The sequence below is a fragment of the Pseudoflavonifractor sp. An85 genome (assembly GCF_002161235.1).
Lineage (GTDB): Bacteria > Bacillota > Clostridia > Oscillospirales > Oscillospiraceae > Enterenecus.
This window is the reverse complement of sequence record NZ_NFHE01000009.1, coordinates 1-16,347: the sequence shown is the minus strand read 5'-3', so window position 1 is coordinate 16,347 and position 16,347 is coordinate 1. Positions and strand designations below refer to the sequence as shown.

Here is a 16,347-nt window from a genome sequence, read left to right as displayed (position 1 = left end):
GTTTATGCGGGCAGCGCCCGACATTTTTTAGGAGGGTCAGTACATGGAATCACAAAAATTGTTGTCGGACTTGACAACAGAACTTGAAGAAATGCTTGTTGCCAGAGGGCAGTCTTCAAATGCTGTAGCGCAGTACCATTATATTTTCCGAATATTTCTGGCATATTTCCGGGCTCATCATGAAAGCTACTTTTCACAAAGTACAATGGATCAATGCTTGCGAGAGCATTACGGAATCACAGACCAGCGAATTCTTTCCAGCCGCCAACATTACAAAAAGAAAGTGATTCGAGCCAGTAAATTGCTGAGTGAACTTGCAGCGGGGAAGAAATTGACAGATCGTTACATCGAGCCGAAATGCTTGCTCATAACAGATAGCTATACCCTTGCTGTCACAGCATTCTGTAATCATTTGCAAAAGATTGGACGGAGCGGAAAAACTATTGATAGCTACCGGAGATATGCGGCACGTTTTTTAAATCATATGGAGCGGCAGGGTATCACACAGATCGCAGATTTATCAGTGGATCTCATAAACAGCTACACGCTGACACTGTCTGGCCTCAATAAGGCCACCGTTAAATCAACGCTTGGTCCAATTCGGATCTTTCTGCGGTTTCTTTATACAAATGAATACACAGAACAAGATTTAAGTCAATTTGTCGGTACCGTCCAAATGCGCAGCCAAACGAAAATCCCCTCTATCTGGGAAAAGGAAGATGTATTGAAATTGCTGACCGCCATAGATAGAGGGAATCCATCCGGGAAACGGGACTACGCAATCATTTTGCTGATTGCACGTTTGGGAGTTAGAGTTGGGGATGTAAACAAACTAAAATTTGAGAATATCGACTGGAGAAAGGGTTGCATTAGGTTTGTGCAGAGCAAAACACAGAACCCTGTCTGTCTTCCGCTACTGAAAGATGTTGGATGGGCCATCATTGACTATGTGCAGAATGGACGCCCCAAGATCAATTCACCGTACATTTTTCTGACGCATACCCCACCTTTTAAGAACTATGCAGATGAAAACCATCTCCACGCTACAATTCAAAAATATATGGCGATGACCGATATACAAAACCAACCCCGGAAAAAGCGTGGAATGCACTCCTTAAGATACTCACTGGCAAATCGTTTGCAAGAAAATCGAGAAACCGCTCATACGATCTCATCGGCGTTGGGGCACAGCAGTCCAGATTCCGCCGCCGTTTATGTCAAAACGGACATTGACCTTCTTCGGGAGTGTGCTCTGACACCGTCGGAGGTGGGAATATGGCTTCTTTAGATTTTTATAGCAATCTGGCTCCATATATGGTCGACATGGTTGAGCAAAAGCGTGCTTTGGGTTATAAATATGAGGAGCAGGTCAAACTGCTGAAGAAATTTGATGCATTTTGCCTTGAGTGTTTTCCTGATGAAAAAACAGTAACAAAGGCTATGTTGGACATTTGGACGATCAAGAAACCTCATGAACACCCCGGAACGTTGCGGCACCGGGTAACTGTGGTATCTCATTTAGCTCGTTATATGGCAGCACTTGGGTATAACGCCTACATTTACCCGACAAATGAACTCCCAAAGGAACCGAAATATACACCTTACATTTATTCGGAGGATGAACTGCGCAGGCTTTTTCTACAGATCGATTGTTGCCATTACTCTTCAAAAGTCCCAGACCGACATCTCATCATGCCTGTTCTGTTTCGTATTCTATATTGTTGTGGTCTGCGGCTCGGAGAGGTACTACGCCTGAAGGTCAGTGACGTTGATTTGACCTCTGGGGTGTTGCTGATTCGAGACTCCAAAAATGGGAATGACCGCTATGTTCCTATGTCACAGGAGTTGACGGCGATGTGCCGCGATTATGCGGCAGAAGTGCATGGCAAATTCACTGGACATCAATATTTCTTTCCCGCGCCGGATGACGGCATGATACCCGAAATCAATATCTACACAAACTTCCGCCGTTTCTTGCGAAAGGCTGGGATTTCTCATGGCGGCAAGGGGAAAGGCCCTCGCATCTATGATTTTCGACACACCTTTGCGGTTCATAGCCTTAAACAGATGGTTCTTGCCAATAAAGATCTCGCTGTTTACCATCAGGTATTAAAAACCTATATGGGACATTCTTTTTTCAAGTATACAGCTTACTATCTCCGTCTTACGAAAGATATGTTCCCGGATATACGCCAAAAAATAGAGTCGCACTACGAATCGTTCATAACTGGCCCGGGAGGTGACTATCGTGATTAAGCAAAAGGATTTTGCGTATCACCTTACCACCTATCTGACAGTGTATCTCCCCAGCGTCAAAAACTTCAGTGTGAATACCATACGATCCTACCGAGATACATTCAAATTGCTTATACGGTATTGCGAGGAAGAACTGCGACTGCCGGTGGGAAAACTGCAGATCAAGACTCTGTCTCCACAGACAATATCTGGGTTTATCGACTGGCTGAAAGAGAAAAGAGGAAACAGTGTCGCCACCGCAAACCAAAGGCTTGCCGCTTTGCACGCTTTTTTCAAGTATTTGCAAAACAGAGAGCCGCAGTATCTTTTGCAATGCCAGCAAATCTTAGCTGTTGATCTTGCGAAAAATACAAAACCGATAATTGACTTTCTATCTGTGGAAGAACTTCAACTTATTTTCAGTCAGATAAGCGAATCGTCTTACCGAGGGCGCCGCGATGCCGCCCTACTGCATTTGCTTTACGATTCTGCTGCAAGAGTACAGGAATTGTGTGATTTGCGTGTACGGGATGTTTTTCTCAAGGACAATCCTCATGTGTTGCTTCGTGGAAAGGGAGGCAAGTCCAGATATGTTCCCATTGTGACAGATGTAGCTCATCGTATTGCGGAGTACCTTGTAGAAAATCGATTGGATGGCGAGGAGTGCAAAGATCGACCGCTGTTTTTTAATCAGCAACGCCAAAAACTCACAAGAGCCGGCGTGTCCTATATTGTTGCTAAATACGCAAATTCCGCCAGATTACAATCCCCAAGCATACCGACTAAAATTACACCTCACATCTTTCGGCATACAAAGGCGATGCATCTTTGCCAGGCGGGTATTGACATCATTTATATCAGAGACATTCTTGGGCATATCGATCTTGCCACAACAGAAATTTATGCACGGCTGAATATTGAACTACTGCGGGATGCATTAGAAAATGCTTATCCTGAGTTGCCCTCTCATGGACTCCCAAGTTGGGCAGAGGATGACTCTCTTATGAGAATGCTTAATAATTTATAAATGGAAGTTAAAACTCTGGTCGGGTGTTCTCGACCAGAGTTTTAACTCTTTGAAAGGATGAAGAAACTTTGAGAAAAAGAGAACGGCCTTTTTATGCAAAGTATTTAGCGGGAAAGTGCTGTATTTTCAGCTCTTTCTCGCTTTCACTTTACATTAACAACCACTTGGCATTACCATCGGAAAACTGGCCCCGCAGATACTCCTGGAGAGCTTTCATTTCCACATCGTTCAGAGACTCCTTCAGCCGGACGGTGGTGCAGCCCATCAGCTCCCCGTCCCGGAGTTCCACCGAGGGGATGGCGCTGAGCACCTTTGCCTTGACGCCGGGGTTTCTCTGCCCTGAAAAATAGGGCATGAGATCCCCGCCGCTTCCTTTAAGAGAGGCCGTTATAGCGGATTGGATGGATTCCTCATAATCCGCCAGCTCAAAGCCGGAGAACTCGTCCGGCCCCACTCGATTCAGCCAATCTATATCGTCGTAGACCTCCTGGGGAAAGAAATCCCCTTTCAGCGGGGAATATAGTTTCAGTGCGATTTCCTTCTTGTCGATTGCATGACCTTCTTTCTATCGGGAACCGTCCGAAAGGCTCCGGGCGGTTCGCCGTTCATAGTTTTCTTTTGCCAGGTCACCATAGTCGCAGCCCTCTCGCAGGGGCAGGTTCTTCACCATGCGGTACCTGCCTTGATAGGCTCTCTCGATGTGGGCTGCAGCCCAGCGCCCGGCAAAATCGTTGTTGGTGCAGATCTCGATTTCCTCGATCTCCGGGTGGCGCTCCAGAAAAGCATCCAGCGCAAGGGGGTTCTTGGCCTCCCGTTCCTGCCGCTGTCCTTCTTCCGGTGCGTAGATGCCGCCGAGAGACAGCCGCCACTTGTCTGTAGTCCCTTCCAGCGTCAGATGGGCCATGGGTTCAATGGCGGCTTCGTACACAGCCACCCGGTTGGTTTTCCCCTTCGGCGGCAACAGGTAGCAGAACCGCTTATCGCTGCCCGGCACCTCTGCCTTGAAGGGTTCTCCCCGTGTGTAGGTGCCGCGCAGGAAGGCATACCGGGCAGTGCCGGCTTCATCCCTGCCGACGAAAACAGCGTTGTGGTAGTCTGCGCTTTCATAGAGGATCCCTGCCCGGACGCAGGCTTCGATGACCCCACGGCTGATCCCCCGCTTCAGCAGATAGGCGAACACCCTGCGGTTGTTCACGGCTGCCGGTGGAAGGATGAATTCCGGCCTCTTTTTTGGTTGAGGCGGAGGCGGGATGTAGCCGGGGCATTCGTCGCACAAGGCCAGCACCGCATCTACAAACTTCATCCCTTCCACTTTGATGAGGTAATCCAGAGCGGATTTCCCTCCAATATCCCGGCTTTTCCAATGCCAGATGGAGGACTCCCCGTTGATTTTGAAGCTGTCGTGCTCCCTCAGCTGGAACTCACCACGGCTGCCGCTTCTGACCAGTTCATTGGGGCGAAACCGGCGCAGAAACTCGATGGCAGTCATCTGCTTGGCGGCGGCGATCTGCTCTTTGCTCACTCCGGGCATGGGAATACTCCTTCCTTTGTCTTAGATTACCGTCGCCCGGAGGATTTTGGCCTGGTCGGTGCGCTCCCAGGGGAGTTCCGGCTTTCCAAAATGCCCGTAGGCTGCGGTTTGGGTATAGCGGGGCGTCAACAGGTCCAGCTGGGCGATGATCTCCGAAGGGGTCAGCCCAAACACAAGGCGCACCGCATCTGCCAGGCAATCGTCGGCGCAGATGGCGCCGGTGCCGAAGGTATCCACCTCCACCATCACCGGCTCGGCTTTTCCGATGACGTAGGCCAGCGTCACCTGGCACCGGCTGCACAGCCCGGCGGCCACGAGGTTTTTGGCGATGTAGCGGGCCATATATGTCCCGGAACGGTCCACCTTGGTGGGGTCCTTCCCGGAAAAGGCGCCGCCACCATGGGGCGCGAACACACCGTAGCTGTCCACCATGAGTTTCCTTCCGGTGAGGCCGGTGTCGGCCTCCGGGCCTCCAAGCACAAACCGCCCGGAGGGGTTCAGCAGGATCTTGGTGTCCTCGTCCGGGGGAAGCGCCTGCAGCGCCGGGGCCAGCACCTTGTCGGTGAGTTCCCAAAACAGTTCATCGGCGGGCTTCTCCGGGCTGTGCTGGGCGGAGAGGACAACCGTGTCCAGCCGCAGGGGGCGTCCATCCTCGTCGTACTCCACGGTGACCTGGGCTTTCCCATCCGGGCGCAGGCCCCGCACCAGACCGGATTTCCGTGCTGTGGTGAGACAGCCGGCCAGCCGGTGGGCCAGCACAACTGGAAGAGGCATCATCTGCGGGGTTTCCGAACAGGCGTACCCAACCATGACCCCCTGGTCACCGGCGCCCAATCGGAGGACAGGATCTTGGAGCGATCCCCTTCGCTGCTCTAACGAACAGTCCACCCCTGCGGCGATGTCCGGGCTTTGCTTATGGATGAGGCATTGGACGGCGTACCGGGCGGGGTCGTAGCCCACCTTCCGCAGCACGGAACGGACAATGGCCGGGATTTGGGGTTCATACAGGCTGGTGATCTCACCAGCTACAATGACCTGCCCCTTGGTGGCCAGCACTTCGCAGGCCACACGGGAGAGAGCGTCATGGGAAAGGCAGTCATCCAGAACACGGTCGGCTATGAGGTCGCACAGCTTATCCGGGTGGCCTTCCGTGACGGATTCGGCGGTGTAAAATTGATTCATGGCGTCACCTCACTTTCAGGGAAAAGGGCTTGAGGCTTTTCCCGATGTCCTCATAATTGGCAAACCGCACCTCGCAGCCCAGCAGGTAGGACACAGCTTCTTCCCATTCCTTCAGCGGGTACTGCTCTTTGTTCTCCAGCTGGTACAAGTCTCCAAGAGCCTCCCATTTGAGGGTGGGCTGCAGGCGCAGGTTGGAGATGAAGGTGCGATGCTGCTCTGCCAGCCGGTCTAAAAGTCCAAGTTTCTTCAATCAATCCCTCCAGTGCATTCAAATACAAAAAGCGGGGCGCTTTTTAGCGCCCCACTCAACCAAATCTCTGCTACTTCTTCCTGCGGTTGCGAATGTGCAGAAAAACAAGCCCGCCTAAAATGACAGCGCACAGGACAATGACTATAATTGCTTTCGGTTCCATAGGTTCATTCTCACCTCACTTTTGTACGGCGACGACCACCGTGCGGGCGTTATCCCATTCATAGGAACAGGTAACAAGGGTCAGCAGGCGGTGGCCTGCGCCGGGGATAAATGCTGGGTCGTGATACAGCGGCTGTGCAAGCAGCTCCTTCTGAAAGGACAGGAAATCTTCATCGTCCGCAAATACGGTGCGGTTGAAGTAGAGCTTTTGGATATCCGTTTTCAGCACAGCCACGATGGTGTACTCCCGCAGCCCGGTTTCCGTCTGCAGGAGGATTTCGGAATGTTCTTCCCGGGACGCTGCATCGGCCATCTTCTGAAGCACAGCGAACATGGTTCCGTCGTTCATGTTGTGTCCGTAGACCACGGTGTTCCGGCTTCCCGGGGTGCAGTCCCACTGAAAGAAAATGCTGCCGGCTGTGCGCCATTCCCCTTTATAGGTGCGCCGCAAGTAGTATTCGGGATCATCGGCGCCGCTTTGCAGAACAGGGTAGTCCACGCAGGTTCCGGGGATAGTGATCCACCCCTTGATATCCGGGTATTCCGCTTGCAGGGCCGGGAGGTCTACAATGGCTTCCGGCTCCTGCTCCTGCACGGTTTGTTCATTCCCAGCCGGTTCCTCCCCGGAGCTTTCGGCTCCGGGGAGGGGCTGTACTGTGTATTCCTCTTTTAGGGCCTGCGCTTCCCCATTGGTCAGCCCCGGTTGGAGCACCAAAAACCACGCAAGCCCCAACAGGCTTAGGCACAGCAGGCCGATGCAGAAACCTTTCAGAAAGGTTTTCATCGGATATCCTGGTTCCTGTCATGGCCGCCTGCGGATCTCTTCTTTTTGCCCACAAGGTGCATGGCGAGGAGCCCGCCGCCTGCCAGCAGCGCCAGAACGGAAAGGCCAATCAAAACTGCGGGCATCCAGGGGCTGTCTCCCGTCTGAGGAACGGTGGGGACTTCCGGCACCAGCTTGTTGTGCATCGCCACGGTGACGGTTTCACCAGCCAGGATCTCCACGGTCTGGTCATCCGGCAGGATATACTGTTCAGCATCCTCACCGGCCACCTCGGAAACGGTGTACTCGCCCACACGGAGGGTGACGTTGATCTCACCGTTCTCATCGGTCTGGAACTCCTGCTCATAGGCGTTGCCCATGAAGTCGGTGCCGGTGATCTTGAAGGTGCGGCCTTCGATTTGGTCGTCATCGGCTGTCTTGACCACCTTCAGGGAGCCGGTCTGTGCATGGTTGAGGAAGCCCACGCCAGCTTCGGTTTCCACCCGCACGATGGCGCCGTTTTCCGTGATGGAGAAGGGATAGTACCCCTCGTCACGCTGGAAAAATGCAGGGGCTTCCTTCTCGTGCAGGAAGTAATCTCCGTACTGCAAGTCCTTCAGCTGATAGACGCCGCCCTCGGACTCAGCCATTTCACCCGCCAGCTTGTCGATGTCAGGGTCGAACTCCCCGTTGTGGTCCACATCGGCATACACCTCGAAGATGGCACCGGACAGCGTATTCTCCGGGAAGTCGGCGTCTACCTTGGTGGTTTCCACAGTACCCCGGATGATTTGGTTTTCCATGGTGATCTCAATGGTCTGCCCATCTTCGGTGATCTCCACAGGGAAGGTTTCCTCGCTCAGTACGAAGGCTTCCGGCGCTGCGATCTCACGAATGACCCAATTGCCAATGGGTACCCGGTCAAATTCAAAGTACCCGATGGGATTGCTCTCGGTGACCATGAGGGCGGTTTCTTTTGTGAACTCGGTTTCGTCAAAGCGGAACAGGCCAATCACGGCGCCGCCCAACTCGAATCCGTCCTGGTCCACCTTCCAGCCGGATACCTTGCCATACTTCAGCGTGTTTTCCATGGCTTCTCCGTCATTGACCTCCAGCTGCACGGTGGCGACGTCCTGCCCGGCGTACTCAAACACCACAGGGTATTTCTCGTCGCTCAACAGGTAGTGCTCATCCGTACCGATCTCTTTTACATACAGCGAGGCCCCGCAGGGGAGGTCGGTTTTGAAGGAGGCGTTCCCGTTTTCATCGATGCCGGTGGTCTCAATAAGGCCATCGGCGGGGATGGAACTGCCATCGGCGGCGATGATTTCCTCTGCGGCGAACAGGCCGAAGGTAATGTTCTTCCATTCCTCATTCATCCCGATGGAGAAGGTCTCATCCTGTTCCAGCAGCTTTTTGAGGCTGATCTCCACCTTCTGACGTTCATTGACGAAGCCTACATCGGCGGTGGTGACAGACACCTCCTGGCCAGCGTAGGCGAGGGTGACTTCCTTCGGCTCGGAATCCAGCACCGTGCCTGCGGGCGCTGTCCGTTCAGAAACTTGGTAGCGGCCCAGGTACAAGGGCTCCGATGTGGCGGTCCCATCGCTTCCTGTGGTCAGGGTAGTCACCAGTTCTCCGGCCTTTGCGTGAACGACGCCATCCGGGGTGACGATATCCTCCAGAGCGGCGATGTCGTAAACGGCGCCCGGCTGGCCCTGCGCCTCATACTGCGGCTGGTAGAGGCCACCGGCTTCTGGCACATGGCTGAACACCTCGCCCTCCTTGTGGACGGTGATGGTGCCTTTCTGAACCGTGTTGTACTTTGTCACGGTGACAACGTCCTGGGTGCCATCCACCACAAAGGGTACAGGCTCGTCATCCAGAACATAACCCCAGGGGCTCTGCTGTTCATACAACTCGTAATTTCCAAAGCCCAGGGCCTCCGGCAGCATGAGGGTCCCTGTGGAATCCGTCACGAAGGTGTCGATGTCCATGGGGCTGGGATAGTTGATGTGCTGCACCACCCATTCGCCGGTATCCGCATTGCGGATCTTCACGGAGGTGCCGGCCAGCGGGATGATCTCGCCGGATTCGGCGTCCCTCTTTTCAAAGCGGATGAGGGAGGTAAAGGTGGGGTTGTTCAGGATGAAGTAATAAGTTTTGCCATGCTCGGAAATGAACACGGAGAAATCCGGGACGAATTTTTGCCCCTCGGCGCCAGCGGTTTGATGCACCACATACAGGCCGTATGGGAGTGACTTCGATTGGGCGAAACCATAGGAATCTGTCAGCAGGATATCCCGTTCAGACTCTTTGGCGTTCTCGTAACTGCCAGCACTGGCCAGATAGACCTGAAACTCAGCCCCGGCCTCCGGCTGCTCGATCTGCACCTCATTGCTGGTAACGGCCAGCGGCACAGCTTCTGCTTCCGCATCGGATGCATCAGGCTGGTCGATATTGGCTGGTTCCTGTACAGCGTCGTTTTCCGGGGCGGCGCTGGCATCCCCGGCCTGGTTCTCGATGGCTGCTTCGTTTTCCTCCGGCTGGCTGGAAGGCTCGGAGCCGCTTTCAGAAACAGCGCCATTTTCAGGTGTGCTGGGGGCGGGAGTTTCCTCTGCGCTTTCAGTCTGCTGTTCTTCAGGGACGGTAGCTTCTTCCTCAGTGGGGGACTCCGTCTCAGGTGCCGGAGCGTCCTGCTCTGGAATGGCGGGCTGGTCGGTGTGCTTGGTAATGGCAATGGAGCCGAGCACCACATCCTCTGTTGCGGTCATGGGGACGCTGTTGTGTTCCAGCGTGAAGTTCCCCGGCTCTGCGCCCACAGGATAGACGGTTTCATCCAGCAGGTACCCCTCGCTGGGCGAGATCTCTCGAATGGTGTAATCCGTGCCGCAGGGATACTCCTTGGTGGTGAATTTTCCCCCGCTCGAAGTGGTGTAGGTGTCCAGCAGGGTTTCACCTTTGAACATTCCGTACACCGCGCCATCCAGGAAGGCGTCGCCCTGGGCTTCCCCAGTGACGGAATCCACCTTTTCCATGGTGACGGTGAACTTCTTCAGCACATTGGCAAAACTGACGCTGGCGGTCTGGCCGGGGTAAATGGTCACCTGCTGGGAAGCGGGCTGGACGTATCGGTCCGGTGACTGCTCGGTGACGGTGTAAGTGCCGGCTTGGATATTGCCCACCCCGATGGTACCATCTGGGCCTGTCACCACATCCCGTTCCACCCCGTTGCCGGAGATGTGGAAGGGGATGCCGGAAACCTCGCCATCCTCGGAGGTTTTCACGATCTGCAGGGTGCCGGATCTGATTTCGAGGGAGAAGTAGCACTCCACCGGCTGGGCCTCGCCCTCCACATCGAAGGTGACAACATTTTGATAGGTATCCCGCAGCCAGTATCTCGTGCCGCCGGTGACCACACCGGGGATGGAAGAGGGCAGGCTCTTTTCAGCGGTAATGGTCCCGAATTCCGTCTCACTGGTGGAAACGTGCAGCTGGTTTCCGTCCACGGAAAAATCCACGCCGGGGCAGCTGAAGGTGAAATCGCCCAGCACATTGTTCTCATCTACCAGCGTCGTTTCATTTTTTCCGGTGCTCTCATTGTACTGCAAGGCATGGGTATAGGCCCCAACCGCACCGGGGTCATCTGTGGTAAAGGACGGGATCGTGCGGTAGTTCATCACGTTTTCCCGCAGAGTATAGAAGATGGGCTTCGCCGCAGGGCTGTTGGCAGTGATCTCGTCCACGATCTGGCTCTCATACCCTGTGCCGAGCTGGTTGTGGGCAATGAGCCAGATGAGGATTTGGGTGGCGATGTACTCATCGATGGCGCTGCCCCCGTACTTTGTGCCGGTTTCCATGTTGTAGCCCAGGGTGAGGGCGGTGTTGATCAGCGCCTTTTGTTCTTCTGTGAAAGAGGCGTAATCATCCGAGGACTCATAGCCGATGCCGCTGTTAGCCCGTACACCCATCTGGATGCAGTAGGCGGTGCGGTATGTGCGTAAATCATTGATCCGCAGCTCGAAGAATTCCTCAGTTGTACGCCCGCCAAAAGGCGCAGGGAGGTTTTCGCTGAGAGAATAACGGCGGTCTTTGTATTCGATCATGGCGAGGTACCCGTCATAATCATTCTCGGCGGCAAGGGCGCTGCCAGGGAAGAGCCCAAAGCAGAGCAGCACCGCCATCATCAGGGACAGCACTCTTTTAAGATTTTTCATAACAATCTCCTTTTAGGCAAAATAAAAAAAGCCCCCGCAGATTTGAGGGAAACCCTCAAACCCACGGGGGCTAAAGCAGATTTATCGTTCCTCGCCATTTTTCTGGCGGGGCTTTTTTCGAGGGATCGCCTTGTGATGCGTATCCTGCTGAGTGAGCCAGACCGCTTCCAAAATAGAAGCGGTTTCAATCCCATTCTGCCGGCAGCCATTGAGGATGCCCTCCAGATAGGATTTAGAGGGTAGTGCGGGGACGTCCTTGTAGGGGCTGTTCATGGTATAGGCCATGACTTCCCGCTTCAGGCCATCCGGGTCGACCACAGTGACAGGCTCCTTCCCATACAGCCGGGGGAATCCCTCATAAAGGTCCAGGCTCTGCTCATCCCGTTCCGAAATGCGCCAGAGGACGCCATCCACAAAGCTGTCCTGCTCCGGCAGGATGGTGGCAACACCATGCCCGCCGCCATTCATGCAGAAAGCGAGGCGGTATCCTTCCAGACGGACGGTATCCACCACCTGGGCGTCCGGGCAGCGGAAGGCCATCTGGTTCAGGTTCATGTTGGAGCCGTAGGCAAAGTAAAGTTTCCCTTTGGTTTTTCATCATCTCCTATCGTTCTTGATTGCTGCGGTTCTGCAGGCTGGGGTACTGGGATTTGTCATAGCGCCAGGCCCTGTCGCCGGGAAGATTGGAGAGCAGGTGTTCACGCACATTTTTGTACTCCGGCCCAATCAGGCCGAGGCGGAGCAAAAAGGTGCGGAAGGTGAAGGCGGGGTTCTCGCTGATCTCGGTTTTCCGCATCACCGTCCGCTTCTGATTGATGGCTTGGGCGGAGATGGCCAGCGCCAGCGTAATATTGGCGCGCACCTTGCCGGCATGGAGGGTGCTCTCAAAACAGCGCCACTCCAATGTGCCGCGATAGAACACCGAATGAAGGTTCAAAGCGTAGTACCGGGTCCAGTTGTAGTGCTCGTAGCTGCCATCGCCTCCCTCGTACCATTCCCGCTTGAGGCGGTCCATGGTGGTGTTGGTGGGCAGCCTGCGGATCTTCTCCAGCATGGGTTCCCGCACCTTCTGGCACCAGCGTTCTACCCGGCGTTCGTCCACGTTGAGGGCTTTGAACAGGATATCCTCCTTGGAGTACATGATGGACAGGGCGTTCTTCAAACTCTGCGGGGTGTGCTTGGAGGCGTCCACATGGACGTGCATCCCGCAGGATGAATTGACCACAGCCCCCGCATGGCGGAGGGTGCGTACTACATCTTGAAGCTTCCCCATCTCGCTGTATTCCAGCTTGGGGGAGTTCATCTCCACTTTGTAGGTGTCATCGCCTGTGGAAAGCTGCCTGCGCCCACTCCGATGGGTGGCGCGGATGCTGGCGTCAAAGACAAAGCGCCATGTTTTCCCCTCGTTGTCGGTGACCTCCCATGGGTCATAGGTGCGGGAGGAACGGGAGTGGATGGCGGTGGCGCCGAACAGGTCAGCCACTGCTTCCGCAGCCTGTTGGCGGGTCAGCCCCGTCATCTCGATCTCGCAGCCGAAGAACTGGTCTTTCAGGTCAATCGACAGCGTTCACCTCCCGATGGGCGGCGGCCAGCCGCTTTCCGATGGCCTCCACCACATTGACGGTGACGCCGTTCCCGGCCTGCTTGTAAAGCTGGGCGTCGGATTGGAGCGGCAGGACAAGGTCGATGCGTTCATCCGTCCATCCCTGGATCCGCAGGCATTCCCGTGGCGTGAGGCGGCGGATGCGGCATCCGTCCCACACACCGGAGGCTTCCCGCTTATGGCTGCGGATCCCGCCGTTCTGCTTGGCGGTGAGGCAGCGGGCATAGTCCGTCAGCTCCGGTTCCTCGTTCATATCCACACAGCAAAGGGTGCCTTGGCTGCTCCCGGTTGTGATGGTGTGGGCGATTTTCCTGCCCACCCTGCCGCGGCGGGTATTGAGGGTGGGATAGGCCAAATCCACACTGTCGCCGGGATATGCCATTTTATATCCCTTTTTCGTGTTTTCCTTGATGGGAACGCCTGTGCAGTACAGCCCGGTTTTCCCGCCCATCCCGCCTGCCTGGGAGGTCAAGGTGCAGCTTACTCCTTCCGGGGAGTAGATGCGCTCCCCCTGTGCGCCGGGGCGGATTTGCTTAAGAGGCGTTCCTGCTGTTTCGGTGAAAGGAAGTATTTTTCCTCTGCATCTTTCATCAAGATATCCGACAAGGTACACCCTCTTGCGGGATTGAGGGACGCCGAAATCTTTGCTGTTAAGCACCTGCCATTCCACACCATACCCCAATCCATCCAGCGTATGGAGGATGGCCGCAAACGTCCGGCCTCCGTCATGGTTAAGCAGGCCGGGTACGTTTTCAAGCAGCAGATACGCAGGCCTTTTTGCCGCAGTCAGCCGGGCAATTTCAAAGAACAGCGTACCTCTTGGGTCTGCAAACCCTCCACGGTGTCCAGCAATAGAAAAAGATTGGCAGGGAAATCCCCCGCACAGCAGGTCGAAGTCGGGCATTTCATCGGGGTCGGCTTTTCGGACGTCCTCACGGAACCACTCTCCTTTCGTATCGAACAGCGCACGGTAGCTTTGGTCGGCATATTTGTCGATCTCACAATGGCCTACGCAGACAAAACCTCCGGCCCGGCTGAGTCCCTCCCGGAACCCGCCGATGCCGGAAAACAGGTCAATATACGTTATGGCTTTGGGCATCACGCTCCTTTTTATGAATTTGGTGAAACGCTGCTACACAATCAACCGGCATCACCCCTTTCATGGTGCAGTGTCAAATGATAGGAAAACAGCCCGCAGGGGCTGGGGTGAACCCAATCCTGCGGGCTGCTGTTGTTCCTCTTATGCGTAGATTTCTTCTTCAGCATCCTCGGCCTCAGCCGCTTCGTCCTCGGCTTCTCCCTCGTCCTCATCCGCCGTTTCCTGTCCGTCCTCCTGTGGGACGCTCCAGGCGGCGTATTCGCTGGGGAGGCCCGTGCTGGGGTCACCCTCGCCCTCGCCGGTTTCCCCGCCCTGGGCGGTGGCCCAGGCGCTTTCTTCCTGTTCCTCCCGCCCGGCTGCCTCAGCGGCCTCGAATTCTTCCTCCGCTTCCTCCAGCGCCTGCTCGATCAGCCCGATGATGAACTCCTTTTGCGTCAGGCGGCGGTGGTGGACTTTTTCAAAGCGTTCCAGGTATTCCTTGACCCGCTGGAACAATTCCTCGCTCACCTGAAATGCCAGTGTTCTGCCCTTTGCCATGAATTTGCCAGCCCCTTTCTCATAATGCTCTTGGATGATCATTTCAATAAACTTGCTCATGGTGCTCTCCGTTTCCCGGATCTCCTCGCTGATCCTGTTGTGCAGGTCCAGCGGGATTTTGCAGGTTACGCCCTTGGTCTCCACGTCCATCGCTCCTTTGCTTGGTTCTTTTCCTTTCGGGCAACACAAGCATATCCGAAGAGCGAAGAGAAAGCTATTACCAAGACCAACAACCTTTCAGCCAAAGCAGGGGCAACAAACGTCACAAGCAATAACGGCTATGTTGGGGACTTCTTTGGGGGATTTTACTCATCATCCATGAGAGTGTTGAGAAAGCCCAGCATCTCCGGTGGGATGGCTTCCTCCGGCTGCTGTACCGGCTGGGAAGGGACAGCCTGAAGTTCTTCCCGCAGGATGCGGCGCAGGGTGGACTCCAAGGCGTCCTGCCTGGCGCTGTCCAGAATTGCTTTCACCAGGAAGGCGCTTTTCTGTCCTTCCGGCACAGCCTGCAGCAGTGCCCATGCCCGGCGGTGGTCCTCATTCTGGAGGTTTGGGCGGAACATAAAAAGGGGCCTGCTCATCCCTTGCCCACACCGCCCGACAAACGCCCCAAAATCCGCTCGAATCCTTCGGCGTTTACCCGGTCGTCCAGCAGGGCAAAAACCCGACACAGGCCGTCCTGCTCGCTCACGTTGCGCTTGACCACCGCTGCGCCGCCGCCCAGCATCACCACCGGGATGGCCTTGAGGTCAAACCCTGCTTCCATAGCCGCTGAGAGAAGGCGCTCGGTGTAAAGGCGGCCCTGCTTTTGGATGATGCTGCGGGCGTCCTCGTCCATGCTGCAGGGCTTTCCCGCCAGCACTCGCTCCACCTGGGCGTCGGTAACGGACAGCCCCACATCCCGGCGAACCTGTTCTTTCGCCTCGTCGATGCAGCGGATCATCCCCAGTTCCAGGCTCCGGCAGGTGGCGGCGTTGGGAACATTGTTGTCCAGCCGCATCAGGTCCACCGTCCAGCCGCCGATGTCCATGAGCAGGACGGAGGGCTCGTTCTGGAGGAGTTCCGGGTGGATCATCAGGGCGGAATACCCCTGTGGGAACAGCTTCACATCCTCGACGGTCACTTTGTAGGGGATGCCCTCGAACTGGAAGCTTACCGGCTGGGAAGAAGGGCGAAGGTACTCCCGGAAAGACTTCTTCTCCCGGCCAAACCCAGCCAGAGGAAGGCCGGCTGCAATGGTAACGGAACACTCTGTCTTGGCGCCCCGCTGCTGGATTTCTTTGGCGATGGCCGCAAGGGTCAGCAGGTAGTAGTTCTCGTTCTCCATCTTGTTTCGCAGGATCGGCTGTCTGCCGGTCCCGCACACGAAGAACTTTCCACCGTACTCCAGCGTGTTCTGCAGGGTGTAGGGTTCATGGGAATAGGCGGTAATACCGGCTGGGAAAGAAAAATGCCGGGTCTTGATGGCGTAGTAGCCATGGTCGATGCCGATGTTCATGGTTTTGCTCATCCTTTCTTGGCTGTTGTTGAAAACTTGGTTTCCTGCTGGTTAAGAGCGAAGCGTATCTTGTTCTTTCCCAGCTGGTAAAGTATTTAGGGGGGAGAGTGTGAGAGGGGGGGAAGCGCAAAAAACTCCCCGGCCAGCCAGCCGGAGAGTTCCTGAAAAAGGGCGCACTACCCCCTTGTATTTTGAGGGTTTGATTTTGGGCCGTTTGGGGCTTTCGTCAATCTATCTATGAAC

The 16,347-nt window shown here is 55.2% G+C and carries 14 protein-coding genes and 1 pseudogene; 3 read left to right on the top strand and 12 right to left on the bottom strand.

The genetic code is table 11. The annotated features are described in order from the left end of the window. The first annotated feature begins 43 nt into the window (after window positions 1–43). The 3 genes from B5G37_RS06045 to B5G37_RS06035 are packed head-to-tail and all read left to right on the top strand — an operon-like array spanning window position 44 to window position 3,262. Complete coding sequence (locus B5G37_RS06045) at window positions 44–1,288, top strand: site-specific integrase (protein ID WP_087255422.1); 1,245 nt, start codon at window positions 44–46, stop codon at window positions 1,286–1,288. After that, window positions 1,276–2,256, top strand: a complete 981-nt coding sequence (locus tag B5G37_RS06040) for a tyrosine-type recombinase/integrase (RefSeq protein WP_087255420.1) — start codon at window positions 1,276–1,278, stop codon at window positions 2,254–2,256. The genes B5G37_RS06045 and B5G37_RS06040 overlap by 13 nt, the downstream gene beginning before the upstream one ends. Then, a complete protein-coding gene (locus tag B5G37_RS06035) occupies window positions 2,249–3,262 on the top strand; it encodes a tyrosine-type recombinase/integrase (protein WP_204217867.1) in 1,014 nt (337 codons plus the stop codon). Before B5G37_RS06040 ends, B5G37_RS06035 begins: the two co-directional genes overlap by 8 nt. Window positions 3,263–3,410: 148 nt before the next feature. Here the strand turns inward: B5G37_RS06035 and B5G37_RS15530 are convergent, their stop codons facing one another. The 12 genes and pseudogenes from B5G37_RS15530 to B5G37_RS05975 form a co-directional block, all read right to left on the bottom strand. Further along, a complete protein-coding gene (locus B5G37_RS15530) occupies window positions 3,411–3,617 on the bottom strand; it encodes a hypothetical protein (RefSeq protein ID WP_204217865.1) in 207 nt (68 codons plus the stop codon). Between the two features lie 210 nt (window positions 3,618–3,827). Continuing rightward, window positions 3,828–4,793, bottom strand: a complete 966-nt coding sequence (locus B5G37_RS06025; protein ID WP_087255417.1) for a DUF3991 domain-containing protein — start codon at window positions 4,791–4,793, stop codon at window positions 3,828–3,830. A 21-nt stretch (window positions 4,794–4,814) separates the two neighbouring features. Further along, the gene (gene metK, locus B5G37_RS06020; protein WP_087255414.1) at window positions 4,815–5,975 is read right to left on the bottom strand and encodes a methionine adenosyltransferase; all 1,161 of its coding nucleotides are present in this window, start codon (window positions 5,973–5,975) and stop codon (window positions 4,815–4,817) included. 4 nt (window positions 5,976–5,979) lie between these two features. Continuing rightward, a complete protein-coding gene (locus B5G37_RS06015) occupies window positions 5,980–6,225 on the bottom strand; it encodes a hypothetical protein (RefSeq protein ID WP_003531158.1) in 246 nt (81 codons plus the stop codon). Between the two features lie 178 nt (window positions 6,226–6,403). Continuing rightward, the gene (locus B5G37_RS06010; protein WP_087255412.1) at window positions 6,404–7,171 is read right to left on the bottom strand and encodes a class B sortase; all 768 of its coding nucleotides are present in this window, start codon (window positions 7,169–7,171) and stop codon (window positions 6,404–6,406) included. Further along, the gene (locus B5G37_RS06005; RefSeq protein WP_087255409.1) at window positions 7,168–11,367 is read right to left on the bottom strand and encodes a SpaA isopeptide-forming pilin-related protein; all 4,200 of its coding nucleotides are present in this window, start codon (window positions 11,365–11,367) and stop codon (window positions 7,168–7,170) included. The genes B5G37_RS06010 and B5G37_RS06005 overlap by 4 nt, the downstream gene beginning before the upstream one ends. A gap of 81 nt (window positions 11,368–11,448) precedes the next feature. Continuing rightward, window positions 11,449–11,931, bottom strand: a pseudogene (locus tag B5G37_RS06000) (gamma-glutamylcyclotransferase family protein); the annotation flags it as partial. A 40-nt stretch (window positions 11,932–11,971) separates the two neighbouring features. Then, window positions 11,972–12,925: an amidoligase family protein gene (locus tag B5G37_RS05995; protein ID WP_343229691.1), complete on the bottom strand. Its 954-nt coding sequence runs from the start codon at window positions 12,923–12,925 to the stop codon at window positions 11,972–11,974. Then, entirely contained in the window at window positions 12,921–14,069 is a 1,149-nt protein-coding gene (dcm, locus tag B5G37_RS05990) for a DNA (cytosine-5-)-methyltransferase (RefSeq protein ID WP_087255400.1), read from the bottom strand. Before dcm ends, B5G37_RS05995 begins: the two co-directional genes overlap by 5 nt. Before the next feature lie 141 nt (window positions 14,070–14,210). Further along, window positions 14,211–14,750 carry a hypothetical protein gene (locus B5G37_RS05985; RefSeq protein WP_143482881.1) on the bottom strand — a complete coding sequence of 180 codons (540 nt, stop codon included), beginning with the start codon at window positions 14,748–14,750 and terminating at the stop codon, window positions 14,211–14,213. A 161-nt stretch (window positions 14,751–14,911) separates the two neighbouring features. Next, window positions 14,912–15,169, bottom strand: a complete 258-nt coding sequence (locus B5G37_RS05980) for a plasmid segregation centromere-binding protein ParR (protein ID WP_242962774.1) — start codon at window positions 15,167–15,169, stop codon at window positions 14,912–14,914. Between the two features lie 14 nt (window positions 15,170–15,183). After that, on the bottom strand, window positions 15,184–16,116 hold the full coding sequence (locus B5G37_RS05975; RefSeq protein WP_343229690.1) for a ParM/StbA family protein: 933 nt from the start codon (window positions 16,114–16,116) through the stop codon (window positions 15,184–15,186). Window positions 16,117–16,347 lie beyond the last annotated feature (231 nt).